11 protein-coding genes are annotated in these 14,853 nt (G+C 63.2%); 3 read left to right on the forward strand and 8 right to left on the reverse strand.

Annotation, left to right across the window (positions count from 1 at the left end):
• Positions 1–7: 7 nt before the first annotated feature.
• From FW796_RS31210 to FW796_RS31220, 3 genes are all read right to left on the reverse strand, one after another.
• Positions 8–1,450, reverse strand: a complete 1,443-nt coding sequence (locus FW796_RS31210) for a mechanosensitive ion channel family protein (protein WP_346636138.1) — start codon at positions 1,448–1,450, stop codon at positions 8–10.
• 134 nt (positions 1,451–1,584) lie between these two features.
• Positions 1,585–2,211: an isochorismate family cysteine hydrolase YcaC gene (ycaC, locus tag FW796_RS31215; RefSeq protein ID WP_102861744.1), complete on the reverse strand. Its 627-nt coding sequence runs from the start codon at positions 2,209–2,211 to the stop codon at positions 1,585–1,587.
• A gap of 144 nt (positions 2,212–2,355) precedes the next feature.
• Positions 2,356–3,231 (reverse strand): pirin family protein, encoded by an 876-nt coding sequence (locus tag FW796_RS31220; RefSeq protein ID WP_446440654.1) that lies wholly within the window; start codon positions 3,229–3,231, stop codon positions 2,356–2,358.
• Positions 3,232–3,328: 97 nt separating this feature from the next.
• On the opposite strand from FW796_RS31220, the gene FW796_RS31225 reads away from it, so the two are divergent.
• Complete coding sequence (locus FW796_RS31225; protein ID WP_346636201.1) at positions 3,329–4,237, forward strand: LysR family transcriptional regulator; 909 nt, start codon at positions 3,329–3,331, stop codon at positions 4,235–4,237.
• A gap of 117 nt (positions 4,238–4,354) precedes the next feature.
• Here the strand turns inward: FW796_RS31225 and FW796_RS31230 are convergent, their stop codons facing one another.
• From FW796_RS31230 to FW796_RS31250, 5 genes are all read right to left on the reverse strand, one after another.
• Entirely contained in the window at positions 4,355–4,807 is a 453-nt protein-coding gene (locus tag FW796_RS31230) for a response regulator (protein WP_346636140.1), read from the reverse strand.
• A 328-nt stretch (positions 4,808–5,135) separates the two neighbouring features.
• Complete coding sequence (locus FW796_RS31235; protein ID WP_346636141.1) at positions 5,136–5,852, reverse strand: MgtC/SapB family protein; 717 nt, start codon at positions 5,850–5,852, stop codon at positions 5,136–5,138.
• Between the two features lie 242 nt (positions 5,853–6,094).
• Positions 6,095–8,860, reverse strand: coding sequence for a magnesium-translocating P-type ATPase (mgtA, locus tag FW796_RS31240; protein ID WP_404937363.1), 2,766 nt, complete (start codon positions 8,858–8,860; stop codon positions 6,095–6,097).
• 546 nt (positions 8,861–9,406) lie between these two features.
• Entirely contained in the window at positions 9,407–10,744 is a 1,338-nt protein-coding gene (locus tag FW796_RS31245; protein ID WP_404937364.1) for a lysine N(6)-hydroxylase/L-ornithine N(5)-oxygenase family protein, read from the reverse strand.
• A 149-nt stretch (positions 10,745–10,893) separates the two neighbouring features.
• A complete protein-coding gene (locus FW796_RS31250) occupies positions 10,894–11,427 on the reverse strand; it encodes a sigma-70 family RNA polymerase sigma factor (protein ID WP_402887581.1) in 534 nt (177 codons plus the stop codon).
• Between the two features lie 275 nt (positions 11,428–11,702).
• Between FW796_RS31250 and FW796_RS31255 the strand changes: the two genes are divergently transcribed.
• Positions 11,703–12,875: an efflux RND transporter periplasmic adaptor subunit gene (locus tag FW796_RS31255; protein ID WP_346636145.1), complete on the forward strand. Its 1,173-nt coding sequence runs from the start codon at positions 11,703–11,705 to the stop codon at positions 12,873–12,875.
• The gene (locus FW796_RS31260; RefSeq protein WP_446440655.1) at positions 12,876–14,849 is read left to right on the forward strand and encodes a MacB family efflux pump subunit; all 1,974 of its coding nucleotides are present in this window, start codon (positions 12,876–12,878) and stop codon (positions 14,847–14,849) included.
• Positions 14,850–14,853: the final 4 nt, after the last annotated feature.

Raw genomic sequence — 14,853 nt, forward strand, 5'->3', positions numbered from 1 at the left:
GGGCACCTCAGGTGCGGCTGCGCAACCACTGCAGAAAGCCCTTCTTGGCCACAGGCTTGGGCGGCGACTGGGCCAGGCTCTGGGCAATGTGCTGGCGGAAGTCCAGCAGGGTCTTCATGGCGTCGCCGATGTCGTGACGGGCATCCAGGCAGGGTTTGAGGAACTCGTTGTCGATGCGGTACAGGCTGCAGAAGGTCTTGGCCGAAAACTCCGCGATCGTGGCCTGCTCGGCCACCACGCCCGCTTCGCCAATCACTTCACCCGGGCCCATGCGCCCGGCTTCAAAGGGTTTGCCGTCACGCTGCATGGTCACCGACACCACACCGGACTCGATGATGAACAGGTGATCGCTGACCGCCCCCGCCGGCAGGATGATTTCGCCGGCACGGAAGGTCTGCAGCTGCATGTTCTGGCTGAAGGTGTCCTTCTCTTCCTGGCGCAGGGTGGAAAAGATACTGGAGGCGTCCAGCAGCGCCCGAGGTCGCGACAGCGCCTGGTTCTGCACCGGCTCGTCGCTGGACAGCAAGCTGATGCCGCTGGCCTGCAGATGACGGAATGCCAGGTCGAACAGCTGGTTACGCACTTCGCGCTTCTGCCCCATGGTGGCGACGAAGCCGCTGATCTCGTACTCCGCGCCGCTGCTGCCGGAGCTTTTCAGGGCCACGCTGGGGGCCGGGCTGCCGAGCAGGAAACGGCAGCCGAGCATGGCCCGCTCCAGGGCCTCGATGACCTTCTGCGGGCGAGCGTGGGGGCTGACCTGCACGCTGATGGATAAACCGTAGATATCGCTGGGGCGGCTGAAGTTGGTGATCTTGGCCTTGGACGCCAGGGAGTTGGGGATCACCACCATGCTGCCCTGGGAGGTCTGCAGCCGGGTTGCCCGCCAATCGATGTCCACCACCCGGCCTTCAGTGCCGTCGATGGCGATCCAATCATCGATCTGATAGGGCTTGGTGGTATTGAGGACCAACCCGGAAAACAGGTCGCTGAGGGTGCTTTGCAAGGCCAGGCCGACGATGATCGCCAGCGCCCCGGAGGTGGCCAGTACGCCCTTGACCGGCAGGTCCAGCACGTAGGCCAGGGCGGCGATGATGGCGATCAGGAAGATCACCGCGCCCATCAAGTCCTGCAGCAGCCGCCCGGTGTGACCAACCCGCTGCATCATCAGGGTGCCCAGCAACACCGTCAGGGTCCGTGCACCGAACAGCCACCAGCCGATCTGCAAACCGGTGGCCGCCAGGTGCAACGGCACATCGTCCGGCCAGGGCGCCGTCTGCATGGGGCTCAGGCCCTGGTTGAACAGCATCAGGCTGTACAGGCAAAAGATCAGCACCCGTACCGCCAGCTTCCAGCGATCGCCCTGGCGACCGATCAGGTGCCACAGGGCAAGGTCCAGCAGCAACAGCGTCAACGCGGCCAACAGCAGGTGATCGGCGAATGGGGCAAGCATCGAGCAACTCCAGCAGGACAATGGCGGCAAGATCGCACGAAAAACGCTGGGGCAGGTATAGCTGGAAAAGACAAAAACCGGTGATGAGGCCATGCCATACAGCGGCGGACGCGATGCCCGCCGCTGCCGGGGCTTTATTGGCCTTGGGTCAGGGTGTTGTAGCTGGTCATCAGGTTGCGGTAGTCGGGAATGTGGTTGGAGAACAGGGTGCCCAGGCCTTCGACGTCGTTGCGCCAGTCGCGGTGCAACTCGCACGCCAGGCCGAACCAGGTCATCAACTGCGCGCCGGCGTTGGACATGCGATTCCAGGCCGAGTCCCGGGTCAGCGCGTTGAAGGTGCCGGAGGCATCGGTGACCACGAAGACTTCAAAACCTTCTTCCAGGGCCGAGAGCGCCGGGAAGGCCACGCAGACTTCGGTGACCACCCCGGCAATGATCAGTTGCTTCTTGCCGGTGGCCTTGATCGCCTTGACGAAGTCTTCGTTGTCCCAGGCGTTGATCTGGCCGGGACGGGCAATGTACGGCGCGTCGGGGAACAGCGCCTTGAGCTCCGGCACCAGCGGGCCGTTGGGACCGGTTTCGAAACTGGTGGTGAGGATGGTCGGCAGCTTGAAGTACTTGGCCAGGTCAGCCAGGGCCAGCACGTTGTTCTTGAAGCGATCGGGCTCGATATCGCGGACCAGCGACAGCAAGCCGGCCTGGTGGTCGACCAGCAGAACGGCGGCGTTTTCCTTGTCGAGACGTTTGTAGGCGTTAGTCATGGTGAGTCCTCGCTAATGATCGATGCCGGATAACCCGGCTGGGGTTAAACCCATGGCCGCACCTGCAGCGTGAGGGCGGACATTGGGGATAGCGCGCGACTCGCAGAGCCTAGTCGGCCATGCGCGCCGCGCCAGCGCTGCCGGTCAGTGCCCGGTGGCGTCCATCTGGCCGAAGCGGCCCGATTGAAAGTCGACGAAGGCCTGATGAATCTCCTCTTCGCTGTTCATTACGAACGGGCCGTGACCGACGATGGGTTCGTCGATGGGCTCGCCGCTGAGCAACAGCACAATCGCGTCGTTGTCGGCCTGCAGGCTGATCAGGTCGCCCTCGCGCTCCAACAGCGCCAACTGCCCTTGCGCTACCCGCTCCTGGCCATTGATCTGGACCGTGCCACGCAGCACCACCAGGGCGGTGTTGCGCCCCGGGTGCAGGGGCAGCTCCAGGTGCTTGCCGGCCAGCAGGCGCATGTCCCAGACGTCGATCGGGGTGAAGGTCTGTGCCGGACCGCGCTGACCGCCGAACTCACCGGCGATCAGGCGCAGGCTGCCGGCATGGCCGGGCAGCGGGATCTGCGGGATGTCCGCCGCGACGATGGTCTGGTAACCGGGGGCTGCGAGCTTGTTCTTCGCCGGCAGGTTGACCCACAGCTGGACCATTTCCAGAGGACCGCCACGCCGGGCGAAATCGGCGGAATGGAACTCCTCGTGGAGAATCCCCGAGGCGGCGGTCATCCACTGCACGTCGCCCGGACCGATCGTGCCGCCGCTGCCGGTGGAGTCACGGTGTTCCACTTCGCCGTCGTAGACGATGGTCACTGTCTCGAAGCCGCGATGGGGATGCTGGCCGACGCCGCGGCGAGCGCTGGTAGGGCTGAACTGGGCGGGACCGGCGTGATCCAGCAGCAGGAACGGGCTGATGTGCTGACCCAGGTTGTCGTAGGAAAACAGGGTGCGGACCGGGAAGCCGTCACCGACCCAGTGAGGCCGGGGGCTGGTGTAGATGCCGATGATGTTTTTCATGTCGTCCTCCAGAACTATCTGATGGACACACCTTAAAACTCACACCTTTGCCGCGCTAGACTGCAAAAATCGCCCTTAGCGTTCTATTTGGAGAACGATCTTGGAAGACCTGAATACCCTCTACTACTTCACCCAAGTGGTGGAGCACCGAGGATTCGCCGCCGCCGGGCGCGCCCTGGACATGCCCAAGTCCAAGCTCAGCCGACGGATTGCCCAGCTGGAGGAGCGCCTCGGCGTGCGCCTGATCCAGCGCACCAGCCGCCACTGTTCGCTGACCGAGATCGGCCAGGAGTATTACCAGCGCTGCCTGGCCATGCGGGTGGAAGCCGAGGGTGCGGCGGAAGTCATCGAACGCAATCGCTCCGAACCTCAAGGCTTGGTGCGCGTGGCCTGCCCCACTGCCCTGCTCAACTCCTGGGTCGGGCCGATGCTCACCCGTTTCATGCTCAAGTACCCCTTGGTGGAGCTGTTCATTGAAAGCACCAACCGCCGGGTCGATCTGATCCACGAGGGCTTCGACATTGCCCTGCGAGTGCGTTTCCCGCCCCTGGAAAATACCGATCTGGTAATGAAGGTGCTGGGCAACAGCACCCAGAGCCTGGTGGGCCATCCGGACTTTCTCCAGCGCCTGTCGAGTCCGGCCGCACCGGCGGACCTCAGTGGCCTGCCGAGCCTGCACTGGGGCGCGGCGCAGCGCGATTACCAATGGCAACTGCTGGGGCCCGACGGCGCCGAAGCCTTGATCCGCCATCGGCCGCGAATGGTCACCGACGACTTGCTGGCCCTGCGCCATGCGGTGCTGGCGGGCGTCGGCATCGCCCATTTGCCCAAGGTGGTGGTCCGCGAGGACCTGGACGCCGGACGTCTGCTGGAACTGGTGCCCGGCTGGGCGCCGCGCTGCGGGATCGTCCACGCCATCTTCCCGTCGCGCCGCGGCCTGCTGCCTTCGGTACGCAGCCTGATCGACTTTCTCGGCGAGGAATTCAGCCAGAGCGACATGGCCTGAACAGCACCACCTGCGCCTTGATCGAACAAATCGCCGTGGGACTGACTGCCGATTGTTTATCGCGCAACGCAAAACGGCATCCCCTGGGGATGCCGTTTTGCATAGAGCGCGGTTACATCAACTGGCGCTGGCACTCCAGCTGCCGTGCTGCGGTTCCGGCAGCCATTGGATACCCGGCCTGGGTGCCTTGAGCCGCGGCGGATCGATGTGCAACATCAGGCGCTTGATCGCCTCGTTGTCCGGCAGCTCGGCGCGGCTGGCCTGAATCCTGTGTCGCAGGCTGCTAGGAATCGGCGGGAAGCGCTGACTGTCGTAAATCAGTGCATGGTCGACCTGAGGGTTGTCCAGGCAGAAATCCAGCAAATCGAAACCACTGTGAGTAGCCAGGGTGCCGTTGATGATCAGCAGATCGAACGGATCGCAGGCGTACTCCACCAGCGTCAGGAGCTCTTCAAGCCTGTGCACCGGAGCCACACGGTAGTAATTGAGTTGGTTAAGTGTTCGCTCGATCTGCATTCGATGAAAATGCTGATCATCGGCAATCAATATACGCAGCGCTCTATTGGACATTTTTCTGATCCTGCTCATGAGACTACGACCGACGATTGCCGGCCTTTCCTCCTAGATCGGTAGAAGGCTAGGGAAGTGTTTATGGGTTTTCTTTAGGATTATTCTGAAAACCATCCCCAGTTCAGTCTTACCGTTGGTTTTTCGGACAAGTCCGCTGTCACACCGGCCCAATCTCCAACCCTTTACGAGGCTGCGAACTACCTTAATCGCCCCTCAGCTTTTTTAGAGGGTGAAAGGTCTCATGGTTTTGTAAGGCTTTTCCCAGACTAGGCAACACACCTCTGAGGGGACGCAATGGGCCGGCACGCTGCCAGCAGCCAGGCCCCATTCACTCGGTGGTACTCGGGCTCCAGAAAGCCTGATGCACCAAGGACGAGGTAGACAGGCGAGCCACCAATGCATCCAGTTCATCGCCGTCCACCGAGGTGGTGGCCAGGGTGGCCTCGATCTCCACTTCATCGTTGCCAAAGGCATGCACGTCGACATCGCTGGCCGGGTAGTTGCTGCGCGCCAGCTCCGCCTCCAGCAGCGCGAACACCGCCTTCTGTTTCGAACGGTGGGCAATCACATAAACGATGTTGGTGACCTCGGCGGAAATCACATCCAGGGGCTGGCGGTTGATGTTGTTGACGATGGGCCGCAGCAAAGTGTTGGCCGCCAGCACGAACAAGGTTCCCAACAGCGCTTCGAGAACCAGATCGGCACCGGCACAGGCCCCCACCGCAGCCGACGCCCAGAGCGTCGCGGCGGTATTCAGGCCACGGACGTTACCCTCCTCACGCATGATCACCCCGGCCCCGAGAAAGCCGATACCCGAGACCACATAGGCCACCACCCGCACCGCGCCGTCGGCGCCTCCCAGGCGGTTGGCCATGTCGACAAAGATCGCCGCCCCCACGGCCACCAGCACATTGGTGCGCAAACCGGCGGTGCGTTGTCGGTACTGGCGCTCGAAACCGATCAGGCCACCGAGGATAAAGGCGGCGCTGAGGCTGACCAGGGTATCGATCAGCGAGTCCAAATTGATGTTGTTCAGGGCTTGCATGGCAACTGTCCTTAAGCGGGGCGGCATGAATGGCACCAGAGGACTCTAGCAGCGGTCCATGAACGTCTCATGGCCTGCGGTGGGCGCACGGCCTGCCGTAGGAGTTGGCTTGCCAACGAAGAGGCCCGTGAGGGCGCCTTCGTCAGCAGGGTAACTTTCGCGGGCAGAGACGCATTCGTCTGCGGGGTAACTTTCGCTGGCAAGAAAGCCTTCGCCAGCAAGCTGGCTCCTACAGGGCAGCATTACTGCCAGCCAAAACGGCGGACGTAGTAGCCCTTCACTGCCTGGGTCAGGGCCATGTAGGCCAGCAGGATCAGCGGCAGGAACACAAAGTACAGCGACGGCAACGCCTGCAATTTGAAGTAGTGCGCCAGCGGGCCCATCGGCAGGAAGATCCCCACCGCCATGATGATCCCGGTCATCACCAGCAACGGCGTGGCCGCGCGGCTTTGCAGGAACGGAATCTTCGGCGTGCGGATCATGTGCACGATCAGGGTCTGGGTCAGCAGCCCCACCACGAACCAGCCGGACTGGAACAGGGTCTGGTGATCCGGGGTGTTGGCGTCGAACACGTACCACATCAAGGCAAAGGTGCTGATGTCGAAGATCGAGCTGATGGGCCCGAAGAACACCATGAAGCGCCCCACATCCGCCGGCTGCCAGCGCTGGGGTTTCTTCAGCATCTCCTCGTCAACGTTATCGAAAGGAATGGCGATCTGGGAAATGTCGTACAGCAGGTTCTGCACCAGCAGGTGCATCGGCAGCATCGGCAGGAACGGGATGAAGGCACTGGCCACCAATACCGAGAACACGTTGCCGAAGTTCGAGCTGGCGGTCATCTTGATGTACTTGAGCATGTTGGCGAAGGTCCGGCGCCCTTCCAGCACGCCCTCCTCCAGCACCATCAGGCTCTTTTCCAGGAGGATGATGTCCGCCGCTTCCTTGGCGATGTCCACCGCGCTGTCCACGGAAATACCGATATCAGCGGTACGCAGCGCCGGGGCATCGTTGATGCCGTCGCCCATGAAGCCCACCACATGGCCGTTGGCCTTGAGCAAGCGAACGATGCGTTCCTTGTGGGTCGGGGTCAGCTTGGCGAAGACGTTGGTGGTTTCCACCGCCTTGGCCAGTTGCTCGTCGCTCATGCGTTCGATGTCGTTGCCCATCAGCAGGCCCTGCTGCTCCAGGCCCACTTCGCGGCAGATCTTCGCCGTTACCAGTTCGTTGTCGCCGGTCAGCACCTTGACCGCCACCCCATGCTCGGCCAGGGCCTTGAGGGCCGGAGCGGTGCTTTCCTTGGGCGGATCGAGAAAGGCCACGTAGCCGATCAGGGTCAGTTCGCACTCGTCCGCCAGGCTGTAGGTGTCGCGACCTTCAAGCATCGGCCGCGCGGCCACCGCCACCACCCGCAGGCCCTCTTCGTTGAGATCGGCGGTGACCTGGCGAATCCGTGCCAGCAGGCTGTCGGTCAAGGCTTCCTCGGCCTCGCCGTGGCGCACGTTGCGGCACACCGCCAGCACCTCTTCCACCGCGCCCTTGCAGATCAGCAGATGTGGCCGGTCCTGTTCCGCCACCACCACCGACATGCGCCGACGGGTGAAATCGAACGGGATCTCGTCGACCTTCTGGAAGGCGGTGCCGACCTTCAGTTCCCGGTGGACCTCGACGTGCTCCAGCACCGCGACGTCCAGCAGGTTTTTCAGCCCGGTCTGGTAGTAGCTGTTGAGGTAGGCCATTTCCAGCACGTCATCGGAATCCTCGCCCCAGACATCCACGTGCCGCGCCAGGAAGATCTTGTCCTGGGTCAGGGTGCCGGTCTTGTCGGTGCACAGCACGTCCATGGCGCCGAAGTTCTGGATGGCGTCCAGACGCTTGACGATGACCTTCTTGCGCGACAGGAACACCGCCCCCTTGGCCAGGGTCGAGGTGACGATCATCGGCAGCATTTCCGGGGTCAGGCCCACGGCGATGGACAGGGCGAACAGCAACGCTTCCATCCAGTCGCCCTTGGTGAAGCCGTTGATGAACAACACCAGGGGCGCCATGACGAACATGAAGCGGATCAGCAGCCAGCTGACCTTGTTGACCCCGCTCTGGAACGAGGTGGGCGCGCGGTCGGTGGCGCTGACCCGCTGGGCCAGGGCGCCGAAATAGGTGCTGTTGCCGGTGGTCAGGATCACTGCCGTGGCCGAACCGGAGACCACGTTGGTGCCCATGAACAGAATGTTGTCCAGGTCCAGAGGGTTGCGGGTGTCGGCGTCCTGCTGGCGGGGAAACTTCTCCACCGGCATGGATTCACCGGTCATCGCCGCCTGGCTGACGAACAGATCCTTGGCGCTGAGTACCCGGCAGTCGGCGGGGATCATGTCACCGGCCGAGAGCACGATCAGGTCGCCGGGCACCAACTGCTTGATCGGTAGCTCGATGCGCTGGGCGCCCCTGGCCTCGGCGGCAGCTCCCAACAGGCGGTCGAGCATCGGCGCAGCCTGGGGCGCCGACCCTGGGCGCATCACCGTGGCGGTGTTGCTGACCATGGCCTTGAGAGCATCGGCGGCCTTGTTGGACTTGGCCTCCTGCCAGAAACGCAGCAGGGTCGACAGCACCACCATGGAGAAGATCACCGTGGCTGCCTTCATGTCCTCGGTCAGCCAGGAAATCACTGCCAACAGGGTCAGCAGCAGGTTGAAAGGGTTCTTGTAGCAGTGCCACAGGTGAATCCACCAGGGCAGCGCCTGCTCGTGCTCGACCTCGTTGAGGCCGTGACGCTCACGCAAGGCATCGGCTTCTTCGGTGCTCAGGCCATCGGTGTGGCTGCCAAGCTGGTCCAGCAGTTGCGCAGCATCGCTGTTGGCCGCGGTCACCAGGGTTTGCGCCAGGGTCGGCGGCACCTCGCGGCTGACACTGGCGTCATTGAAGCTATCCAACAGGGCCAGGCGGCGGAAGTGCCGGGCGAAATGCCGGGTCCGCAGGAAGCCGGCAAAGAACTCTTTCAACAGGGTGAGCTTCATGGTGATGACTCCTGCAGCAACGGCGTAGGGAAAACCGCAGGCAGGTACGACCGGGCGTGCCGGAGGGAGAAATCCTCCACGCAAGCCTGATCCGCAGGTCCGGGACCTGCGCGTCGGTGCCACCACGACACGGCAACCGGCCGGGTCGAAGGGAAAATAGAAGTCGCCAGGAAGTGACGTCGGGAAGCGAACCGCAGAGGTTCGCGATCGGGATGCCGCATCTCGCTGGACGGCGAGACAACGGCAGGAACAGGCTGCGCGTTATCTTGCCGGGACTGCGCCGGTTACTGAAACCGGCCGACTCCTGTCACTCGAACAAGTACCCACACTGGGCCTCCACTGATTGAAAACGCGCGCAGCTTACGCCGCACTATTTGCAGAGTAAACCTGGGAAAAACCCTGACAGAGGGAATCGAAAAGTTCTTCAGCCAAGGTTCAGGAACGCCTTCGCCGGCAAGCCGATGCCTACGGCTCCCCACACTGTCACTGACAACCGTAGGAGCCGGCTTGCCGGCGAAGAGGTGCGCAAAAATGCCTTGCCGCTGATCAGCTGGCGGTGGCCAGCAGCAGGTCGCGTACCGAGCGGCTGTGACCGCGGGTCTTGCCATGTTCGTACAGCGACTCGGCAATCTCCTGGGCACGAATCGGCAGTACCGACAGCAAGGTGTCGCTCAAGCCATGACTGGCCTGACTGAAGCCCTGCATGTAGATACCGGCCTTGCAGCGCTCGTCGGTGATCACGCGATAGTTGCGGTCCACTTCGAAGTCGCCCAGGTATTCCTGCAGAGGCGCCAGCAGCTGGCGGTGCATCTGCCGCTCGTAGCCGGTGGCCAGGACCACAGCATCGTAGTGACGCACTTCGCGCTCGCCGCTGGCACTGTTGCGCAGGGTAAGCTCGATGCCCAGATCGGTGGCGGTGGCCTTCTCCACCGTGGTCATGGTGCGGAAGGTGTGGCGCGCGATGCCGGAAACCTTCTGCCGATAGAAGATCCCGTAGATCCGCTCGATCAGGTCGATGTCCACCACCGAGTAGTTGGTGTTTTGGTACTCGCTGACCAGGCGCTCGCGCTCGCTGCCAGTCTGCTGGAACACCAGGTCGGTGAAGGCCGGGGAGAACACTTCGTTGACGAAAGGGCTGTCATCCGCCGGCTTGAGTGCCGAACCGCGCATGATGATGTCGGCCTGCACCGAAGGGAAACTGTCGTTGAGGTCGATGAAGGCTTCTGCCGCGCTCTGCCCGCCGCCGATGATGGCGATATTCATCGGCTTGCCACTGACACAGGGCTGGCTGGCCATGCGTTCCAGGTACTGGGAATGGTGGAACACCCGCGCATCGCCCTTGAGCCCCTTGAAGGTTTCCGGAATCCGCGCCGTGCCGCCGGCACTGACCACCACCGAACGGGTGGTGCGCACCAGTTCGCTGCCCTGGGCATCCCGGGAAATCACCCGCAACGCCTCGACCTGCTGGTTGTGCAGCACCGGCTCGATGGCCAGCACTTCTTCGCCGTAACGGCTGTGTTCCTGGAAGTGCCCGGCCACCCAGCGCAGGTAGTCGTTGAACTCCATGCGGCACGGATAGAAGGTGCCCAGGTTGATGAAGTCCACCAGGCGCCCGTGGTGCTTGAGGTAGTTGACGAAGGAATAGGGACTGGTGGGGTTGCGCAGGGTCACCAGGTCCTTGAGGAAGGAAATCTGCAGTTCGCTCTGGGTTACCAGGGTATTGCCGTGCCAGCGATAGTCAGCCTGCTTGTCGAGGAACAGCGCGTCCAGCGGACCGTGCTCCTGCCCGCGCTCTTCCAGCGCAATGGCCAGCGCCAGGTTCGAGGGGCCGAAACCGATACCGATCAAATCGTGAACGTGGGCCGATGCAATTGCCTGTGTCATTTCCAGTGTCCTCTGGATAAACCGCCTCAACGCGGGGGATAAAGTGTCACGGTGACCCGACTGGCCCATGCAGGACAGCAGATCGTCTGTTGAGTAGGGACGAGGACAATGAAAAAAAATTTAACTAAATACGTCTCAACGGCAACGCGTTATTGAGCATCCCACTGGCGCAGGCGCGACCGGCAATGCTTCATGGCATTGACGATGTGTTTCTCCACCAGGCTGCGGGAAATCCCCAGCTGTTCGGCGATCTGCAGGTGAGACAGGCCTTCGAGCTTGCGCAGCAGGAAGCTCTCGCGACACAGCCGGGGCAGCTCGGCCAGGGCCCGTTGCAGCATTTCCAGGCGCTGGCCATGATCCAGGCTGGTCTGCGGCGAAGGGTTGAAGTAACGCTCTTCGTTGTCCAGCACCTCCAGGGGCTCGGACTGGCGCAAGGCATTGCGCCGATGGCCGTCGATCACCAGGTTCAGGGCCGTACGATAGAGAAACGCCCGCGGCTGCTCGATGGGGGTATCGCTGGAGCGCTCCAGGACCCGCACATAAGCGTCGTGCACCACATCCTCGGCCACCTGGCGATTGCCCAGCTTGGCGTTAAGGAAGCACATCAGCTCGCGATAGTAGTTTTCCAACAGGGCTCCCGAGCGCCCACTGGGGCGATTCTGTCCTTGAGCAAGACCGGCAATGGCCGATTGCACCCGGTAATTCGTGATGGCTGTTTAGTAGCGGCGTAATTTATAGTAATTCTCATATAGATTTAAAGTACCGCAGTGCCGCGGTGGGTTTATTTTCAGTATTCCGACAGCTGTAACGCCATGTGTCGGCAGTTAAATTCCCCCCCCGGCATCTCGTTTACCTGACAGTTCCCCGTCTCTGCCGTTCCTGCGGCAGCCGCAAGCCTGGCTGCCCCTTGTGCGGCCGGCAGTTGTGACGGGCCGATTTCCCCTGGCCGGAACCCTGCATGAAACGTCCCCGACATACCCGACGCGCCCTGCTTGCCGCACTCTGCTTGATTCCCGTTGTAGCCATCACTGCCTGGACCGTCATTCCCCCTGGACGGGATCAGTTCGCGACGGTGCAAGTCAGCCGCGGCGATATAGAAAGCAGCGTCACCGCCCTGGGCACCCTGCAGCCTCGGCGCTATGTCGACGTCGGCGCCCAGGCCTCCGGGCAGATCCGCAAGATCCACGTCGAGTCCGGCGACCAGGTCAAGGAAGGCCAGTTGCTGGTGGAAATCGACCCCTCCACCCAACAGGCCAAGCTCGACGCCAGCCGTTTCTCCATCGAGAACCTGCAAGCCCAGTTGCAAGAGCAGTACGCCCAGAATCAACTGGCCCGACAGAAATACCAGCGCCAACAGAACCTGGCGGCCGGCGGCGCCACTCGCGAAGAAGACGTACAGACCGCCCAGGCCGAACTCAAGGCCACCCAGGCGCGGATTGACATGTACAAGGCGCAGATCCGCCAGGCCCAGGCCAGCTTGCGCAGCGACCAGGCGGAGCTGGGCTATACGCGCATCTACGCCCCCATGTCCGGCACCGTGGTCGCGGTGGACGCCCGCGAAGGCCAGACCCTCAACGCCCAGCAGCAGACGCCGTTGATCCTGCGCATCGCCAAACTCTCGCCCATGACCGTCTGGGCCGAAGTCTCGGAAGCCGATATCGGCCACGTCAAACCCGGCATGCACGCCTACTTCACCACCCTGAGCGGCGGCAACCGGCGCTGGACCAGCACCGTGCGGCAGATCCTGCCGATCCCGCCCAAGCCCCTGAACGAAACCAGCCAGGGCAGCGGCAGCCCCACCAGCACCAGCAAGAGCGGCAGCGGCCGGGTGGTGCTCTATACCGTGCTGCTGGACGTGGACAACGCCGACAACGCGCTGATGGCGGAAATGACCACCCAAGTGTTCTTCGTCGCCAACCAGGCAAAAAATGTCCTCACCGCCCCCATCGCCGCTCTGCAGGGCAGTACTGAACCGGACCTGCAGATTGCCCGCGTGGTGGCCAAGAACGGTTCGATCGACGAGCGCAAGGTCCGAGTCGGCATCAGCGACCGCCTGCGCATCCAGGTACTGGACGGTTTGAACGAAGGCGATCACCTGCTGATCGGCCCGGCCAACAGCAGCGGGGGTTGAATGCAGACTCCGCTGATCGACCTCAGAGACATCCGCAAATCCTACGGCGGCGGCGACAGCCCGCAAGTCGATGTCCTGCGGGGCATCGACCTGTCGATCCACGCCGGGGAATTCGTCGCCATCGTTGGCGCCTCCGGTTCCGGCAAGTCGACCCTGATGAACATCCTCGGCTGCCTGGACCGCCCCACCTCCGGCGAGTACCTGTTCGCCGGGGAGAACGTCGCCCAGCTCGACAGCGACGAACTGGCCTGGCTGCGCCGCGAAGCCTTTGGCTTCGTGTTCCAGGGCTACCACCTGATCCCCTCGGCCTCGGCCCAGGAAAACGTCGAGATGCCGGCCATCTACGCCGGCACCCCGACCGCCGAACGCCACGCCCGCGCCGCCGCCCTGCTGGAGCGCCTGGGCCTGGCCAGTCGCAGCGGCAACCGCCCGCATCAACTGTCCGGAGGCCAGCAGCAACGGGTGTCCATCGCCCGCGCCCTGATGAACGGCGGCCACATCATCCTCGCCGACGAACCCACCGGCGCCCTGGACAGCCACAGCGGCGCCGAAGTCATGACCCTGCTGGACGAACTGGCCAGCCAGGGCCACGTGGTGATCCTCATCACCCACGACCGTGAAGTGGCAGCCCGGGCCAAGCGCATCATCGAGATCCGCGACGGCGAGATCATCAGCGACACCGCCCACCAGGACCCGTCGGTGCAACTGAGCGCCAATGCCGGCGCCTTGCAGGCGGTGGACCTGCGCCAGCGCCTGGCCGACGGCAGCGAGCCTACCGGTGCCTGGAAAGGCGAACTGCTGGAAGCGATCCAGGCCGCCTGGCGGGTGATGTGGATCAACCGCTTCCGCACCGCCCTGACCCTGCTGGGGATCATCATCGGCGTGGCCTCGGTGGTGGTGATGCTGGCAGTGGGCGAAGGCAGCAAGCGCCAGGTGATGGCGCAGATGGGCGCCTTTGGCTCGAACATCATCTACCTGAGCGGCTATTCACCCAACCCGCGCACCCCGGAAGGCATCGTCACCCTCGATGACGTCGCAGCCCTGGCCAACCTGCCCCAGGTGAAACGCATCATGGCCGTCAACGGCGCCAAGGCCGGGGTGCGTTTCGGCAACGCCGACTACATGAGCTACGTGGGCGGCAACGACACCAACTTCCCGGATATCTTCAACTGGCCCGTGGCCCAGGGCAGCTACTTCAGCGAGGCCGACGAACGCTCGGCGGCGGCAGTGGCGGTGATTGGCCACAAGGTCCGGGAAAAGCTCCTCAAGGACGTGACCAACCCCATCGGCCAGTACATCCTCATCGAAAACGTGCCGTTCCAGGTGGTCGGCGTACTCTCGGAAAAAGGCGCCAGTTCCGGCGACAGCGACAGTGACGACCGCATCGCCGTGCCCTACTCCGCCGCCAGCATCCGCCTGTTCGGCGACCACAACCCGCAGTACGTAGCGATTGCCGCCGCCGATGCCAGCCGGGTCAAGCAGACCGAACAGGAGATCGATGAACTGATGCTGCGCATGCACGGCGGCAAGCGCGATTTCGAACTGACCAACAACGCCGCGATGATCCAGGCCGAGGCCCGAACCCAGAACACACTGTCGCTGATGCTCGGTGCCATCGCCGCGATCTCGCTGCTGGTGGGCGGCATCGGGGTGATGAACATCATGCTTATGACCGTGCGCGAACGCACCCGGGAAATCGGTATCCGCATGGCCACCGGTGCCCGCCAGCGCGACATCCTGCGCCAGTTCCTCACCGAAGCGGTGATGCTCTCGGTGGTCGGCGGCCTGGCCGGCATCGGCGTGGCCCTGATCATCGGCGGCATCCTGATCCTCAGCGAAGTGGCAGTGGCCTTCTCCCTGGCCGCAGTGCTCGGCGCCTTCGCCTGCGCCCTGGTCACCGGCGTCATCTTCGGCTTCATGCCGGCCCGCAAAGCTGCCCGGCTCGACCCGGTCACGGCCCTTACCAGTGAATGATCGA

It is taken from the genome of Pseudomonas sp. 910_21, assembly GCF_052850735.1.

Excerpts from the sequence above, each read along its gene's own strand:
- FW796_RS31220 (WP_446440654.1), bottom strand. The coding sequence starts at position 3,231 with ATGAAAAACATCATCGGCATCTACACCAGCCCCCGGCCTCACTGGGTC.
- FW796_RS31255 (WP_346636145.1), top strand. The coding sequence starts at position 11,703 with ATGAAACGTCCCCGACATACCCGACGCGCCCTGCTTGCCGCACTCTGC.
- ycaC (WP_102861744.1), bottom strand. The coding sequence starts at position 2,211 with ATGACTAACGCCTACAAACGTCTCGACAAGGAAAACGCCGCCGTTCTG.
- FW796_RS31230 (WP_346636140.1), bottom strand. The coding sequence starts at position 4,807 with ATGTCCAATAGAGCGCTGCGTATATTGATTGCCGATGATCAGCATTTT.
- mgtA (WP_404937363.1), bottom strand. The coding sequence starts at position 8,860 with ATGAAGCTCACCCTGTTGAAAGAGTTCTTTGCCGGCTTCCTGCGGACC.
- FW796_RS31235 (WP_346636141.1), bottom strand. The coding sequence starts at position 5,852 with ATGCAAGCCCTGAACAACATCAATTTGGACTCGCTGATCGATACCCTG.
- FW796_RS31260 (WP_446440655.1), top strand. The coding sequence starts at position 12,876 with ATGCAGACTCCGCTGATCGACCTCAGAGACATCCGCAAATCCTACGGC.
- FW796_RS31210 (WP_346636138.1), bottom strand. The coding sequence starts at position 1,450 with ATGCTTGCCCCATTCGCCGATCACCTGCTGTTGGCCGCGTTGACGCTG.
- FW796_RS31245 (WP_404937364.1), bottom strand. The coding sequence starts at position 10,744 with ATGACACAGGCAATTGCATCGGCCCACGTTCACGATTTGATCGGTATC.